Consider the following 16,150-nt stretch of genomic DNA (forward strand, 5'->3'; position numbering starts at 1 on the left):
GGCGCACCGGCTGCCGGTTCGCGTACAGTCAAGGGCAGATTGTGCACTGCCCGCCCGAGTCGATACTCGACGAGTCAATAATGGAAAGGAAAACTTCTGTATGAAGGTTAAGTTCGTGGATGTGGCCAATATGGCCCGCTGGATTCAGCGCGAGGGTGTAGAAAACATCATGGTAGGAATGGTCGACTACCTGGAGCGCGACTACAAGCGCTGGGAGAAATTCGACAAAATCCCCCGTGTGGCCTCCCATACCCCCTTCGGCGTGATTGAACTCATGCCCACTTCGGACGGGGAGGAGTACTCCTTCAAGTACGTTAATGGCCACCCCTCCAATCCGGCCCGTGGGTTCCAGACGGTTACCGCGTTTGGAGTTTTGGCGGACGTCGATAACGGCTACCCCACATTCCAAGCGGAGATGACCCTGCTCACGGCGCTGCGCACTGCGGCCACTTCTGCGATGGTAGCCAAGCACTTGGCACGCCAGGACTCCACCCGCATGGCCATGATTGGTGCTGGTTCCCAGGCTGAGTTCCAGGCGCTGGCCTTCCGTGGGGTATTGGGCATTGACCACATCACCATCTACGACATCGACCCGCAGGCGATTGAGAAGTTCAAGCGCAACCTTGAGCCGCTGGGTTTCAGCATCACCGCGTGCTCCAGTACCGACGAGGCCGTGATCGGCGCGGACATCATCACTACCTGCACGGCGGACAAGGCGCAGAACCAAATTCTGGCCACCCGCCACGTGGCGCCGGGGGTGCACCTCAACGCAGTCGGCGGGGACTGCCCCGGCAAGACGGAGCTGGAGGAGGGCATCTTGGACATCTCCAAGGTCTTCGTGGAGTTCCCGGAACAGACCCGCATTGAGGGCGAAATCCAGCAAAAGCCAGCTGACTTCCCGGTTGTGGAGTTCTGGAAAGTCCTCACCGGCGCAGAATCCGGCCGCGATAACCCGGAGCAGATCACCTTGTTTGACGATGTCGGATTTGCCATCAACGATTTCTCCGCCCTGCGCTACCTGCGTGACTCTGTCAAGGGCACGGAATTAGAAGTCGATATTGACCTCATCGCTGACCCGGAGGACCCTAAGGACTTGTTCTCCCTGGTTGCGAACGTGCCTTCCCTCATCTAGCCCCTCAGTCATCTAGCGCCTCAGCCCAGCCACCTGCTACACGTGCGGCGGGTGGCTTTTGCATTGGCTTGCCGATGCCCTCCCACGACCCGCGCCTCCTCTTCCCTCGGCCCGCCGCCCCTCCATCCGCGACGGTCCCGGAGCCCACCGAGCAATGCACCAGGCAAGGCTGTAGTATGCACAAGTATGAGTCTTGACCCTCAATTGCTAGAGATCCTGGTCTGCCCCCAAGATAAAGGGCCATTGACCTATCTCCCTGAAAAGTCGGTACTGGTCAACGAGCGTTTGCACGTTGCGTATCCAATTGAGGACGACATTCCGGTCATGCTGGTGGATGAATCCTTCGCCTGGCCACCGGAACCCACTGCCTAGCCTGAGATTTAGGCATAACCGCAGATACAGGGGCATCGGCAAGCTGAGGCACAGCTGCGACCCTGATGCCCGCCGCACCACACATTCAAGAAAGAACTATGTCTAACCGACCTGCCAACATTATCGATGAGCTCGCCTGGCGTGGGCTAATTAACCAATCCACGGACCTCGACGCCCTGCGGGAGGCCTGCGAGCAGCCCATTACCCTCTACTGTGGTTTTGACCCGACCGGGGACTCGCTGCACGCGGGACACCTGGTACCGCTGATTATGTTGCGGCGTTTTCAGGAGTTTGGACACCGGCCGTTGACTTTGGCTGGCGGGGCCACCGGGTTTATTGGGGATCCTCGGGATGTGGGGGAGCGCTCGATGCTTTCCCAAGAGCAAATCAATGCCAACATGGAATCCATTCGCGCCCAACTGCGGCGGTTTGTCAGCTTTGAAAGTGACAACGCGGCCATCATGGTCAATAATGCGGACTGGACTATGAACATGTCTGTCATCGACTTTTTGCGTGACGTGGGCAAGAATTTCTCGCTCAACACCATGCTGGACCGCGACACGGTGAAACGGCGCCTGGAGTCCGACGGTATTTCCTACACGGAATTTTCCTACATGCTGCTGCAGTCGAACGACTATGTGCAGCTACGGCGGGAGTATGATTGCGTGCTGCAAATCGGTGGCGGTGACCAATGGGGCAACATTGTCTCCGGTGTGGACCTGAACCGGCGCGTCGACGGAGCCAAGGTGCACGGCTTGACTGTGCCGTTGGTCACGGATGCCTCTGGGCAGAAGTTTGGTAAGTCTACCGGCGGTGGCAAGCTGTGGTTGGATGCGGAGAAGACCTCTGCGTACTCCTGGTACCAGTACTTCTTGAATGCGGGCGACTCCGTGGTCATTGATTACCTGCGGTGGTTTACTTTCTTGGACCGCGAAGAAATTGCGGCCTATGAGAAGCAAGTTGCCGAGGAGCCGCATTTGCGACAAGCCCAGCGTCGGTTGGCTCAAGAGATGACCAACTTGGTCCATGGTGAGGAGGCGACTCGCGCCGTTGAGCTTGCGGCGCAGGCTTTGTTCGGCCGCGCTGAACTTGGTGATCTTGACCAGTCCACCCTGGCAGGCGCATTGGCTGAGACAACCGTTGCGGAGATTGCTGCAGGTGAGCCACGGACCATCGTGGACTTGCTGGTGGCATCCGGGCTAGCCGAATCCAAGGGTGCTGCCCGCCGGACCATCAAGGAGGGCGGCGCGTATGTGAACAATCAGCGTGTTAGCGATGAGGCGTGGGAGCCCGCCGAGGCGGATCTGCTTCACGGCCACTGGCTGGTGTTGCGCCGCGGCAAGAAGAACTTCGCTGGTGCCCGTCTCTAGACTTTGGTGAATCCCGTCTGCCTTTATTGGTGGGCGGGTTTCTTTGTTGGTGGGTGCCTGCAGTGCTTGCCGATGCCGCTTGTGGGTGGGGGGTTTGTTGGTGGTTGGGGTTGTTGGTGGTTGGGGTTGTTTGGGTGGTGGTTGGTGTGGGGTGGAATTGGGGTGTGGGCTGGGGATTTGTGTTGATGGTTGGGTGTGTGTAGATTTATCCGAGTCGCCAGCGAGGTGGCCGGTTGGTCTTCTGGTTGGTGGTTCCTGGTTGGGAGTGCTGATTTGACTGTGGTTGGTTGGTTCTTCTAGAGTGGGACGAGCTGCTCTGCTGAGTGTGGGCCCTGTGTTGTGGGTCGGTGTTTGGTGGGTGTGCTGATGTTGTTTGAGAACTCAATAGTGTGCCAATGTACTTTTATTTTTGTTTGTCTGCTGTGGCGGTCATTGTGGTGGAAGTGTGTTGTGCTGGCTGCGCCTGTTTTGTGGGTGTGGTTGGTTGGTGTGTGCCGGGTGATGCCCTGTTCCGAATGTGGGGTGTCACTGTAAAAGAACTGATAATTTTTGGTTTGGTGCATACTGTTTAAAAGTCGCATTTTTGCTGTGGTGGCGTTTGTTGTCATGGTGGTAACCGGACCGTCTGGGCTTCCTCGTCGGTTGTTGGGTGGTTCGGGTGATTTTTTCTTTATGTAGTAATTTTTTGGATTTGCCAGTCCGCTGCTGCTGTTTGTGGTGGTGGTTTGGTTTGTCTTTTTTGTCTAGGTTTTGGGCTTTTCACGCCCTGGTCCGGCACTCTTTTTTGTTTGGGTGTTGGTGCCTTTTTTGTGGAGAGTTTGATCCTGGCTCAGGACGAACGCTGGCGGCGTGCTTAACACATGCAAGTCGAACGGAAAGGCCTCCCGCTTGCGGGGGGTACTCGAGTGGCGAACGGGTGAGTAACACGTGGGTGATCTGCCCCTAACTTCGGGATAAGCTTGGGAAACTGGGTCTAATACCGGATAGGACCATGCTTTAGTGTGTGTGGTGGAAAGTTTTTTCGGTTAGGGATGAGCTCGCGGCCTATCAGCTTGTTGGTGGGGTAATGGCCTACCAAGGCGTCGACGGGTAGCCGGCCTGAGAGGGTGTACGGCCACATTGGGACTGAGATACGGCCCAGACTCCTACGGGAGGCAGCAGTGGGGAATATTGCACAATGGGCGGAAGCCTGATGCAGCGACGCCGCGTGGGGGATGACGGCCTTCGGGTTGTAAACTCCTTTCGACAGGGACGAAGCGTATGTGACGGTACCTGTATAAGAAGCACCGGCTAACTACGTGCCAGCAGCCGCGGTAATACGTAGGGTGCGAGCGTTGTCCGGAATTACTGGGCGTAAAGAGCTCGTAGGTGGTTTGTCGCGTCGTCTGTGAAATTCCGGGGCTTAACTCCGGGCGTGCAGGCGATACGGGCTGACTTGAGTGCTGTAGGGGAGACTGGAATTCCTGGTGTAGCGGTGAAATGCGCAGATATCAGGAGGAACACCGATGGCGAAGGCAGGTCTCTGGGCAGTAACTGACGCTGAGGAGCGAAAGCATGGGTAGCGAACAGGATTAGATACCCTGGTAGTCCATGCCGTAAACGGTGGGCGCTAGGTGTGAGGGACTTCCACGTTTCTCGTGCCGTAGCTAACGCATTAAGCGCCCCGCCTGGGGAGTACGGCCGCAAGGCTAAAACTCAAAGGAATTGACGGGGGCCCGCACAAGCGGCGGAGCATGTGGATTAATTCGATGCAACGCGAAGAACCTTACCTGGGCTTGACATATGCAGGATCGGCACAGAGATGTGTTTTCCCTTGTGGTCTGTATACAGGTGGTGCATGGTTGTCGTCAGCTCGTGTCGTGAGATGTTGGGTTAAGTCCCGCAACGAGCGCAACCCTTGTCTTATGTTGCCAGCACGTTGTGGTGGGGACTCATGAGAGACTGCCGGGGTTAACTCGGAGGAAGGTGGGGATGACGTCAAATCATCATGCCCCTTATGTCCAGGGCTTCACACGTGCTACAATGGCCGGTACAATGCGTTGCGATACTGTGAGGTGGAGCTAATCGCTTAAAGCTGGTCTTAGTTCGGATTGGGGTCTGCAACTCGACCCCATGAAGTTGGAGTCGCTAGTAATCGCAGATCAGCAATGCTGCGGTGAATACGTTCCCGGGCCTTGTACACACCGCCCGTCACGTCATGAAAGTTGGTAACACCCGAAGCCAGTGGCTCAAACTCGTTAGGGAGCTGTCGAAGGTGGGATCGGCGATTGGGACGAAGTCGTAACAAGGTAGCCGTACCGGAAGGTGCGGCTGGATCACCTCCTTTCTAAGGAGCTTTTAGTGTTGGGGTGTAGTTACATCCCACATCATTTGTACGTCGCGCTCTGTAGGAGCGCGACGGTTGGTTGAGTGTGCGAGTGTCATGCTGCCAACGTTTTTTAGTCGGAGTGGAGACACACCAGTTGATGACACTTTTTTGTTGTGGTGGTCGTCGTGGTGGGCAGGCAAGAATTGTTTGTGGGTATGTTGGTGCATTGTTGGGTGTCTGGGGCATCATTGTGTTGCTCATAACCCATACTGGTTGCGTGGTGCTGCCTTTGTGGTGGTGTTTCGTGGTGGTGTGGGGTGTTGTGTGAGAACTGTATAGTGGACGCGAGCATCCGTGACAGTGCTGCCCTTTTTTGTGGGTGGTGTTGTTGCGTGTGTGATTTCTTTGTTCTTTTTGTGTTTTGTGTAGTTCACGCCTCGTAGCCGGGCTTGGCCCGGGTACGTGGTTTGTGTGTTCGTTATTAAGGGCGCATGGTGGATGCCTTGGCATGCTGAGCCGATGAAGGACGTGTAAGGCTGCGTTAAGCCTCGGGGAGTTGTCAATTAAGCGTTGATCCGAGGATGTCCGAATGGGGAAACCTGGCTGCCGTTATGGGTAGTGACCCTTCAGTGAATTCATAGCTGTTGTGGGGGCAACGCGGGGAAGTGAAACATCTTAGTACCCGTAGGAAGAGAAAATAATAATGATTCTGCTAGTAGTGGCGAACGAACGTGGATGAGGCTAAACCGTGTGCATGTGATACTTGGTAGGGGTTGTGTGTGCGGTGTTGTGGGGCCTGATGTGCGGCAGCTACCACTGTCGTGCCAATGCGCATGTTGTTAGGTGAAGTGGTCTGGGATGGCCTACCGGAGAAGGTGAGAGTCCTGTAGCTGAAGATGGTGTGTGGTTGGTTGTTGGTGTCCCCGAGTAGCAGCGGGCTCGTGGAATCTGCTGTGAATCTGCCGGGACCACCCGGTAAGCCTAAATACTCAGTGTGACCGATAGTGGATAGTACCGTGAGGGAATGGTGAAAAGTACCCCGGGAGGGGAGTGAAATAGTTCCTGAAACCATGTGCTTACAATCCGTCAGAGCACCTGAAAGTGTGTGATGGCGTGCCTTTTGAAGAATGAGCCTGCGAGTCAGCGGCATGTCGCGAGGTTAACCCGTGTGGGGTAGCCGTAGGGAAACCGAATCCTAATGAGGGTGATTTGTTTAGTGGCATGTCCTGGACCCGAAGCGGGGTGATCTACCCATGGCCAGTGTGAAGCAGCTGTAAGAGGTTGTGGAGGCGCGAACCCACGTAGGTTGAAAACTGCGGGGATGAGCTGTGGGTAGGGGTGAAAGGCCAATCAAACTCCGTGATAGCTGGTTCTCCCCGAAATGCATTTAGGTGCAGCGTCGTATTAGCTTGTTGGAGGTAGAGCTACTGGTTGGTTGAGCGGGACTACAATCTTAGCAATGTCAGCCAAACTCCGAATGCCAGCAATGTGGTGTACGGCAGTGAGACTGTGGGGGATAAGCTTCATAGTCGAGAGGGAAACAGCCCAGATCGCCGGTTAAGGCCCCTAAGGGTGTGCTAAGTGGAAAAGGATGTGGGATCGCGAAGACAGCCAGGAGGTTGGCTTAGAAGCAGCCATCCTTGAAAGAGTGCGTAATAGCTCACTGGTCGAGTGGTTTCGCGCCGACAATGTAGTGGGGCTCAAGCACACCGCCGAAGCCGCGGCAAGACACACCTTTCGGTGTGTGTTGGGTAGGGGAGCGTCGTGCACGTGGTGAAGCGTTACCGTAAGGCGGCGTGGAGTGTGTGCGAGTGAGAATGCAGGCATGAGTAACGAATTGGAAGGTGAGAATCCTTCCCGCCGGATGACTAAGGGTTCCTGGGTCAAGTTCGTCTTCCCAGGGTGAGTCGGGACCTAAGGCGAGGCCGACAGGCGTAGTCGATGGACAACCAGTTGATATTCTGGTACCCGTATGTCCGCGCCCATGATAAAGCACTGATACTAACCACCACAAACACATTCTTTCTGGTCTTTGGCCGGTTTGGGTGTGTGCGTCGTGGGGCCTGATGTGTGGTTCAAGCGATGGGGTGACACAGTGGGGTAGCCATGCCGCTTAGTGGATTGTTGGTGTAAGCGTGTAGCCGGGTGGTGTAGGTAAATCCGTACCACCGTTTGTTGGTAAGACGTGATGCGTAGCCCATATGGGGTGAAGTTGGTGATCCCGTGCTGTCGAGAAAAGCCTCTAGCGATGTGGATGTATGGCCCGTACCCTAAACCGACACAGGTAGTCAGGTTGAAAATACTAAGGCGTTCGGGTGAACTGTGGTTAAGGAACTCGGCAAAATGCCCCCGTAACTTCGGGAGAAGGGGGACCGCACCGTGTGAGCACCCTTTGCGGTGTTAAGCGTGGTGTGGTCGCAGAGAATAGAGGGAAGCGACTGTTTATCAAAAACACAGGTCCATGCGAAGACGTGAAGTTGATGTATATGGACTGACGCCTGCCCGGTGCTGGAAGGTTAAGAGGACCGGTTAGATACCCTTGTGGTGTCGAAGCTGAGAATTTAAGCCCCAGTAAACGGCGGTGGTAACTATAACCATCCTAAGGTAGCGAAATTCCTTGTCGGGTAAGTTCCGACCTGCACGAATGGCGTAACGACTTCCCTGCTGTCTCAACCACAGGCCCGGTGAAATTGCACTACGAGTAAAGATGCTCGTTACGCGCGGCAGGACGAAAAGACCCCGGGACCTTCACTATAGCTTGGTATTGGTGTTTGGTTCGGTTTGTGTAGGATAGGTGGGAGACTGTGAAGCTATCACGCTAGTGGTGGTGGAGTCGTTGTTGAAATACCACTCTGATCGGATTGAGCACCTTAACCTTGGCCCATGATCTGGGTTGGGGACAGTGCCTGGTGGGTAGTTTAACTGGGGCGGTTGCCTCCCAAAATGTAACGGAGGCGCCCAAAGGTTCCCTCAGCCTGGTTGGCAATCAGGTGGTGAGTGTAAGTGCACAAGGGAGCTTGACTGTGAGAGTGACAGCTCGAGCAGGGACGAAAGTCGGGACTAGTGATCCGGCACCTACTTGTGGATGTGGTGTCGCTCAACGGATAAAAGGTACCCCGGGGATAACAGGCTGATCTTCCCCAAGAGTTCATATCGACGGGATGGTTTGGCACCTCGATGTCGGCTCGTCGCATCCTGGGGCTGGAGTAGGTCCCAAGGGTTGGGCTGTTCGCCCATTAAAGCGGCACGCGAGCTGGGTTCAGAACGTCGTGAGACAGTTCGGTCTCTATCCGCCGCGCGCGTTGAAACTTGAAGAAGGCTGTCCCTAGTACGAGAGGACCGGGACGGACGTACCTCTAGTGTGCCAGTTGTTCCGCCAGGAGCACCGCTGGTTGGCTACGTACGGAAGGGATAACCGCTGAAAGCATCTAAGCGGGAAGCCTGTTTTAAGATGAGGTTTCATTTGAGGTCCCCTAAAGACGATGGGGTTGATAGGCCAGACCTGGAAGCATCGCAAGATGTGAAGGCTACTGGTACTAATAGACCAAAACAAACACACCCAACACCACAAAAGTGTTGGATGGTCCTACCAAGCACAAACAAACAAACACACACCTGTGTGCGCGTCCACTATGCAGTATCTGACACAACACTGCAACACACCCACACTCTGTGGGTGTGCCCCGCAGATGTGTCGGTGGTTGATAGCGGCAGGGAAACGCCCGGACCCATTCCGAACCCGGAAGCTAAGCCTGCCCGCGCTGATGGTACTGCACCCGGGAGGGTGTGGGAGAGTAAGTTACCGCCGACACTACAAACACACAAACAACAAAATAAAACCCAACCGGCCCACACCCCCACCACACAACGAGGGGACCACGTGGACCGGGCCGCACAGCGTTTTCCACACCCACCCACCACAACAACCCACTCTAGAATGACCAAACCCACTCTAGAATGACCAAGTCTTCAGGTTAGCTTCTCCGTGGTGGGGTGGTGTGCAAAGATTTTTTCCACGATCACGGAACCTTCCGGCCCTTTCGGCAGTCTAATAGACAAGGACACACCGAAAGGAGTCGGAAACCGTGGCGTCAACACACTACGCAACCACCACATTGGGTATAACCCCACGTCAACAGCCCGCCACACCCCGCAGCATAGGCGCTGCACCTGGGCCCTACAACACACCCACGCGCATACCAGCCCCAAAGGGACAACGCACCCCAATTAGCATTGTTGCCGCAGTGGCTGCAAGCATCCTCGGACTAACCGGGTGCGCCACCACACCCCCACAAATCCCTGACCACCCGCCCGCAACCACACACGCCAGCGAGCACGTCAGTCAGACAGCACCCGATAACGCTGAGGCAAACGAGTTCGCCATGCCAACCCCAGGACCATTCGACCCAACCGCACCCGGATACAAACCCTTCAAACCCTGCGAAGACATACCAGACGAAGTCTTTGAACGAGTCGGAGTGGTAAAAGCCCCAGATGGAGGGGAGAACACAGACCCGTATTTTTGTCCAATTGTGGTCGAACAGACTTATGTCGGCGAAGGGTTTGACCTCACGAGCTGGCAGCAACCTTTCCAAATGCTTCTCGACACGGGAGCTTTTATCGATGCCGTGGTGCCAGTTGGGGGCGTCCCAAAGGCAAGAGTCCTCAAGCCGCATCCGGATTACGGTGGTGGCATCTGCTTCGTTGGCGTAGAAACCGCTGTCGGAGTCTTGGGGGTAACGTACTCGAGCTTCGGCGCACCTGGTAACGAACGAGATACCTGTATCAGAACGATTGAACTATTCAGCAAATTCTATATTGGGGAGTGAAATAGCGATGTACATCGATGTTGAGTCGACAAAGGCACAATACGAGAATCTTCGAAAACTTCACCGTACTATCCTGACTGTAGTGGGGAGTGGTTCCGGGATGATGTCTCCCGCTTTCTCGTCAATTTCTGGGGTAAGCGAGGCTGGCGGTATTCATGGCCGTTTCCTGCAGGGCGATCCTGCGTCAGCCGATGAAACCCTGCGGAAATTCTGCAGTCAATTGGATTGGATTTCTGGGCAGCTATCAAATCAAGCTATTGCGTTTGCGTGGCAGGACTCGCTGGCGGCAAAGACTCTGGACATGTTGCATGTGGGGATTAGCCCGGATTTCCTGGAGGTTCGCTTTGTCGACCAACCCCCGGCCGACTACCAAACCCTTGACTTCGTGCCTCCGGTAGTCATGCTGTCTGGGCTAGACATTAGCCAGGTGGCCGCCGAAATCAACGCCATCGACTTAGCCTCAGTCGTAGCGTCCAGCAGCCGCTGGAATGACTTGCATATCGCAGCTACAGAAGCAGTCACGCAGCTGCAGTCGATTGCTGGGGTGCTGGCGAGCAACAACTCCGGGGAAGCTGTAGACCGTGCGGTAGAAACCTTAGGCACAGTCGCTGCCACAGGTACGGATTTTGCTGCCAACGCATTGTTGATGCAGGCGCACACATCCTTGTTGAACTCACTAGGGATCATGGCCAAACTCCGCGCAGCTACCGCAGAGGCCGTCATCCGGGCAATCCCAGACCTTGCAGCCCAAAAAGTCGCAGAACGCGCCGCAATTGCTTCCCTGCAGGGCCATCTGCAGTTCATGGTGGATGCCTCACTGCCACAGATCGGTAATCTGGCTAGCCCTGAGATGGCTGCCGGTGGTGGCCTGGCTAAGGCTGGTATGAACGCGATTGCTGGTAGTGATGGGCGCTACGGCACTGATTCACTATCTATCCCGAAGGCCATGGTAGATGCTGCTATGGCAGGTCAACTAGGCCCAGGATCCTTCGAGGTGGCAGACGGGTTGTTGCGCCCGGTGGCTGGCATGGGAGCTCATGATACTGGGGTAGAAGAGTTTGTTCGTGGCCTTGGCCGCGATGTTGCGGGCATGTTTGGTAATTCCGTGTTGCCCGCTACTGTGGGGGAGTCGTTGACTGGTCCCACAGCAGCGACACTATCCGGTCCAGGCCATGGCGCAGGCGCTGGTGCTGGTGTACCGGGTGGTGCGCCCATTGGGGCAGCGGTACCCGGTGGTGGCTTGGTGAAAATGGGTGCAGCGGGCACAACCCCGTCAGGTGCCGGTGCTGGTGCTGGTGTCCTTGGTGGTACTGGTTCTGGTTGGGGTGGTGCTATGCCAGGTCTGGTTGCTGGAAACACTGGCCGCCACGCCGCCGGGCGGACCGGTGGTGTGCCAGTCGCAGGTGGTGGTGCTGGTGGCATTGGGGCCGCTGGTGGTCTTGGCGGGGCCGTTGGCGGTGGTATCGGCGGTGGAGGTGCGCCAGGCGTTGGCAGTGGTGTCCCAGGTGCCGGGTCAGGTGGTGCCGCAATGGCCCGCGGGACTGTCACACCAGCCGGGATTGCTGCGCAAGGTGGCCGGTCGATGATGCCGGTGATGGGCGCAGGTGCCGGTAGTGGGGCGAATAATCGGGGTCGGGTCAAAGCGGTGACAACCAAGATTGAACAAGACGCCAACAAACGAGCCCTAATCGGTGACCTGCCACCAGCAATCCCAGGCGTTATCGGCGCATGGGTACGGGAATAGGGACTACGCTTTGCACCCCCAAGTGCTGAAAGGTGACGCGTTTTTGCGCGCAGGCCCCTTCCCGCCCATGGCGCAAAGTCGTGTTTGCGGCGAAAATGCGTCACGCTACACGGCCGTGCAGATTGGACCACCGGTGAAGTGGACCGAAGCATGTGTGAGGCCGGGTGATGGGGCAAGCTGGACCGTCAGCGAAGGCAACAGTAGCTTGACGCATCGAGTGCGGTTCGTCGGTGGGGGATGAGTCGGGCGCCAGAGCATCATAGGGGTCGCCTCACCGTCAAGCTCCCAATGCTATGCCAGAGCTGCTGGTTGCTCAAGCCCGAGTTCTGTGGCCTTTCGGCTAGGGTTTTAGTGGAACAGTCTGTAAGATCGTGGGGTATTTGCCCTTGAAGTCCCAACTGGAAAGTGGAAGGCTCTATGTCTGACTCTAAGTCCTCCGATAGCTCTGAGCGTCGCACTCATCGCGACGCCGATGGTCACCGTGGCCGGAAGAAGGACGGGCAGCGCGGTTCCTACTCCGGAGGACGCGGACGCGAGGATAGGCGGCACGATGACCGTCGTGATGATCAGCGCGACCACAGCCGCGATCAGCGAAACGACAAGCGTCGCGATGAGCGCCGTGAGGACCGCAACGGCGCTAAGCGCGATGCCCGCGGAGGTTCCCGTGAGGACTGGGGTCCGCGCCAAGGTGGTCGGCGTCGCGATGATAAGCGTGGGGAGTGGAAGTCTGGCCCCCGTCGCGGTGAGCGCAAGGGTGGGGACCGCCAGCACGCTGGCCGTGGTGGGCGGCAAGAGGAGCGCAAGACGTATTCGCCGCAACGCTCCGGGTTCCGGGAGGAACGCCTGAATCGCCGCAGCAATGACCCGGACATTCCGGCTGAGATTGATGCGCAGGATTTGGATCCATCGGTGCTGCAAGATTTGAAGTCGCTTGCTAAGGACAATGCAGACACGGTTGCCAAGCACATGATTATGGCCGCGATGTGGATGGATGATGACCCACAGCTAGCTCTGCGCCACGCCCGTGCCGCAAAAGATCGGGCAGGCCGGGTGTCCGTGGCGCGTGAAGTCAATGGTATCGCGGCGTATCGTGCGGGAGAATGGAAAGAAGCATTGGCGGAGCTGCGGGCAGCCCGGCGCATGACGGGTGGTCCTGGTCTGTTGGCGGTAATGGCAGACTGCGAACGCGGCCTGGGACGTCCGGAGAAGGCCATTGAGCTGTCGCGGGAACCGGAGGCGGCTGCGCTGGACCCGGAATCAGCAATTGAGCTGGCCATCGTGGTTGCTGGGGCCCGCCATGATCTGGGGCAGCATGAGTCTGCCGTGGTGACTTTGCAGCGAGCGAATCCTTCGCGCGATGCCCGCGGTATTAGCGCCTGCAGGTTGAGTTACGCTTACGCTAACGCTTTGTTGCTGGCGGGCCGCCAGGATGAGGCAAAGGAGTGGTTCGAGCACACGGTAGCCATCGATGAGGGCGATTGGACTGATGCACGCGAGCGTTTGGAAGAGCTGTCATGACCTTGCTTTCGACTCATGATGCCCTCCTGTTGGACCTCGATGGAACGGTTTGGGAGGGCGGCCAGCCGCTGCCGGGAGTTGTCGATCTGCTCAATAGTTGCAGCACGCGGGCGGTGTTTGTGACCAACAATGCTTCCCGTTCCCCACACGAAGTGGCTGCGTTGTTGCAGGCCGTGGACATTCCGGCTTGCCCAGAAGCTATTTTGACCTCCGCGCAGGCGGCGATTGCTTTGGCGCAGCAGCATGTGCCCGCGGGTTCTCGGGTGCTGGTGGTGGGGGCGGATTCCTTCCGTGACTTGGCCCGCGAGGCTGGCTTTGAGGTAGTCCAGTCTGCCGATGCCCTGCCTGCAGCCGTGCTGCAGGGCATGAGCAAGGACGTGGGTTGGCCCCAGCTCACGGAGGCTGCGTTGGCCATCCGTCAGGGGGCACAGTTTATCGCGTCCAATTTGGATACGTCGTTGCCTACGGAACGTGGTTTGGCCATTGGCAATGGTGCCCTGGTTGCTGCGGTATCTACATCAACTGGCGTAGAGCCTATCTCTGCTGGCAAGCCGGGGCCGGAAATGTTCCTGCAGGCCGCTAAGATGATTGGAGCCTCTAAGCCGCTAGCAGTGGGCGATCGTTTGGATACGGACATTCTGGGTGCGAATTCCGCCGCCATGGATACTTTCCATGTGCTGACGGGCGTCAGCGGCCCCATGGAGCTGGTGGAAGCTCCCCAGCAAATGCGTCCAGATTTTATCGGCACCAGTTTGGCTGATTTGAGTCTGAAGCGTTCGGAGGCCCGGCCGGGTGCACAGGGCGGGTTTACGGCCCGCGTCGATGGTATGGATGTGCTGTTGGAAAACGGCGATGAGGACGCGACGTCCATCCAGGCCTTGCGTACCGTTTTGGAGGTGGTGTGGGCACTGCCGCAGCCGCCGCGGTATATCCAGCCGCGGTCTTCTCAGGCGGAGCAGGCAGTTAAGGGCTGGTGGTAGATGACCACGCCTAGGCCACATGATCCACGCGCGGTGATGGACCCGCAGGAGCTAGCGCGTCGGATGGACGCGGTGTTGGCGGACGCGCCGGAGGGGGCTGAGGCGGAGTTTGTGCAGCTGGACCGCGCTCACTCGATTTTGCGAGAAGTTTTACAGGAGAGGTAATGGTACCGCAGAGGCGACGCCTGGATGCCGAATTGGTTCGGCGCAAGATAGCTAGGTCTAGGGAGCAGGCGGTGGAGATGATCCGTGGGGGCCGCGTCTTTGTAGGCGGGTTCCCGGCCCGCAAGCCGGCTTCTGTGGTGGAACCAGATGTTTCGATCCGGGTGGAGGCTCAAGAAGGCGATGATTGGGCCTCGCGGGGCGCGCACAAGCTTCTGGGCGCTCTGGACGCTTTTGGGGTCAGTGTAGAAGGCAAGCGTGTGATGGACGCGGGCGCTTCTACCGGAGGGTTTACGGATGTGTGCCTACGCCGCGGCGCCCGTGAGGTACTGGCCATCGACGTAGGCTACGGCCAGCTGTTGTGGCGGCTGCAAAACGATGAGCGCGTGCGCGTTTTGGACCGCACCAATATCCGCCATATTGACCTCCAGCAGACTTTTGGCCCCTGTGAGGTTATGGTGGGGGATTTGTCGTTTATTTCCCTGAAGTTGGTGTTGCCAGCAATCGCGGCGTGCATGGCCCCGGGCGCTGAGCTGCTGCCCATGGTCAAGCCCCAGTTTGAGGTGGGCAAGGAGCGCCTGGGTGCTGGCGGGGTGGTGCGTTCGCCGCAGCTGCGGGCGGAAGTTACCTTGGACATTGCGCGTTGTGCACAGGACCTTGGGCTGTCATGCCGGGGCGTGGTGGCATCACCTTTGCCGGGTCCTAGCGGGAATGTCGAGTACTTCTTGTGGCTGGTCAATGATGGTGCCAAGTCACAGCCCAGCGAAGAGAGCCTATCGGAGATGGTTCGCACAGCAATTGAGGAGGGCCCCCAATGAGCCACAGGGAAGACAGGACTATCCTGCTGGTTCCGCACACCGGGCGTGCGGACAACGTGGAGTCTATGCGCCGCGCCGCGGACCTTCTGCAGGCTGCGGGGATACGGGTGCGGGTTTCGGCCAACCGTGATGCTGGCGTGGACTTCGGCGAGCTAGAGGTGTGGGGCCACACTGCCGATGCCGCCGAGGGCTGCGAGATGGTCCTGGTGCTAGGCGGGGATGGCACCTTCCTCCGTGCCGCTGACTTGGCGCACGCGGTAGATATTCCTGTCCTGGGGATTAATTTGGGCCATGTGGGTTTCTTGGCGGAATGGGATGCTGAGTCTTTAGAACAGGCCATAGCCAGGGTGATTGAGAAAAGCTACCGAGTCGAAGACAGGATGACGCTTGCCGTGCGGGTCTTTGACCGGGAGGGTGTACAAGTTGGCGACTCGTGGGCACTTAATGAGGCCTCGGTGGAAAACATCAACCATTCGGGGGTGTTGGATGCCGTCCTGGAGGTTGATGGCAGGCCGGTATCGGCGTTTGGCTGCGACGGAGTTTTGATCTCCACACCGACTGGCTCAACGGCCTATGCGTTTTCTGCTGGCGGGCCAGTCTTGTGGCCGGAGCTGGATGCGATTCTGGTGGTGCCGAATAATGCGCACGCGTTGTTTACGAAGCCTTTGGTGGTATCGCCCCAGTCGCAGGTGGCGGTGGAGTCGGAGTCCTCGACCTCGCCTGCGCTGGTGACAATGGATGGTTTCCGCCGGATCGATATGCCGGCGGGAGCACGCGTGGAAGTGAGCAAGGGGTCCCGTCCGGTGCGCTGGGTGCGGCTGGATGAGCAGCCGTTTACAGATCGCCTGGTGCGCAAATTGCGTTTGCCGGTGGAGGGTTGGCGTGGGCCGCGTGGATAGTCGAACAGGGGTACGTTA

Annotated in this window: 11 protein-coding genes and 3 rRNA genes; all 14 read left to right on the forward strand. The window is 57.6% G+C overall.

Translation table 11 applies throughout. The annotated features are described in order from the left end of the window. Positions 1-100: 100 nt before the first annotated feature. The 14 genes from G7Y31_RS05460 to G7Y31_RS05525 all read left to right on the forward strand — a co-directional run bounded on the left by G7Y31_RS05460 (position 101) and on the right by G7Y31_RS05525 (position 16,132). Positions 101-1,132 carry an ornithine cyclodeaminase gene (locus tag G7Y31_RS05460; protein ID WP_165010934.1) on the forward strand — a complete coding sequence of 344 codons (1,032 nt, stop codon included), beginning with the start codon at positions 101-103 and terminating at the stop codon, positions 1,130-1,132. 186 nt (positions 1,133-1,318) lie between these two features. Then, complete coding sequence (locus G7Y31_RS05465; protein WP_165010936.1) at positions 1,319-1,504, forward strand: Trm112 family protein; 186 nt, start codon at positions 1,319-1,321, stop codon at positions 1,502-1,504. Positions 1,505-1,602: 98 nt separating this feature from the next. Then, entirely contained in the window at positions 1,603-2,874 is a 1,272-nt protein-coding gene (tyrS, locus tag G7Y31_RS05470; protein WP_165010938.1) for a tyrosine--tRNA ligase, read from the forward strand. A gap of 395 nt (positions 2,875-3,269) precedes the next feature. Then, positions 3,270-3,446: a hypothetical protein gene (locus G7Y31_RS05475; RefSeq protein WP_165007053.1), complete on the forward strand. Its 177-nt coding sequence runs from the start codon at positions 3,270-3,272 to the stop codon at positions 3,444-3,446. 234 nt (positions 3,447-3,680) lie between these two features. Then, positions 3,681-5,200: ribosomal RNA gene (locus G7Y31_RS05480) — 16S ribosomal RNA — on the forward strand. 453 nt (positions 5,201-5,653) lie between these two features. Continuing rightward, positions 5,654-8,741 (forward strand): 23S ribosomal RNA (locus G7Y31_RS05485). Between the two features lie 134 nt (positions 8,742-8,875). Then, a 5S ribosomal RNA gene (rrf, locus tag G7Y31_RS05490) occupies positions 8,876-8,993 on the forward strand. The 16S, 23S and 5S rRNA genes sit together here, the layout of an rRNA operon. A gap of 433 nt (positions 8,994-9,426) precedes the next feature. Continuing rightward, positions 9,427-10,011 carry a DUF3558 family protein gene (locus G7Y31_RS12085; protein WP_165006951.1) on the forward strand — a complete coding sequence of 195 codons (585 nt, stop codon included), beginning with the start codon at positions 9,427-9,429 and terminating at the stop codon, positions 10,009-10,011. Between the two features lie 103 nt (positions 10,012-10,114). Next, the gene (locus G7Y31_RS05500) at positions 10,115-11,755 is read left to right on the forward strand and encodes a hypothetical protein (protein WP_165006948.1); all 1,641 of its coding nucleotides are present in this window, start codon (positions 10,115-10,117) and stop codon (positions 11,753-11,755) included. Between the two features lie 417 nt (positions 11,756-12,172). Then, complete coding sequence (locus G7Y31_RS05505) at positions 12,173-13,273, forward strand: tetratricopeptide repeat protein (RefSeq protein WP_235923069.1); 1,101 nt, start codon at positions 12,173-12,175, stop codon at positions 13,271-13,273. Then, complete coding sequence (locus G7Y31_RS05510; protein ID WP_165006944.1) at positions 13,270-14,253, forward strand: HAD-IIA family hydrolase; 984 nt, start codon at positions 13,270-13,272, stop codon at positions 14,251-14,253. The genes G7Y31_RS05505 and G7Y31_RS05510 overlap by 4 nt, the downstream gene beginning before the upstream one ends. Beyond that, entirely contained in the window at positions 14,254-14,418 is a 165-nt protein-coding gene (locus G7Y31_RS05515; protein ID WP_165006941.1) for a hypothetical protein, read from the forward strand. It begins immediately after the preceding gene. Further along, entirely contained in the window at positions 14,418-15,233 is an 816-nt protein-coding gene (locus G7Y31_RS05520) for a TlyA family RNA methyltransferase (RefSeq protein ID WP_165006938.1), read from the forward strand. The genes G7Y31_RS05515 and G7Y31_RS05520 overlap by 1 nt, the downstream gene beginning before the upstream one ends. Then, entirely contained in the window at positions 15,230-16,132 is a 903-nt protein-coding gene (locus G7Y31_RS05525) for an NAD kinase (RefSeq protein ID WP_165006935.1), read from the forward strand. Before G7Y31_RS05520 ends, G7Y31_RS05525 begins: the two co-directional genes overlap by 4 nt. Positions 16,133-16,150 lie beyond the last annotated feature (18 nt).

This window comes from Corynebacterium lizhenjunii, from assembly GCF_011038655.2.
Lineage (GTDB): Bacteria > Actinomycetota > Actinomycetes > Mycobacteriales > Mycobacteriaceae > Corynebacterium > Corynebacterium lizhenjunii.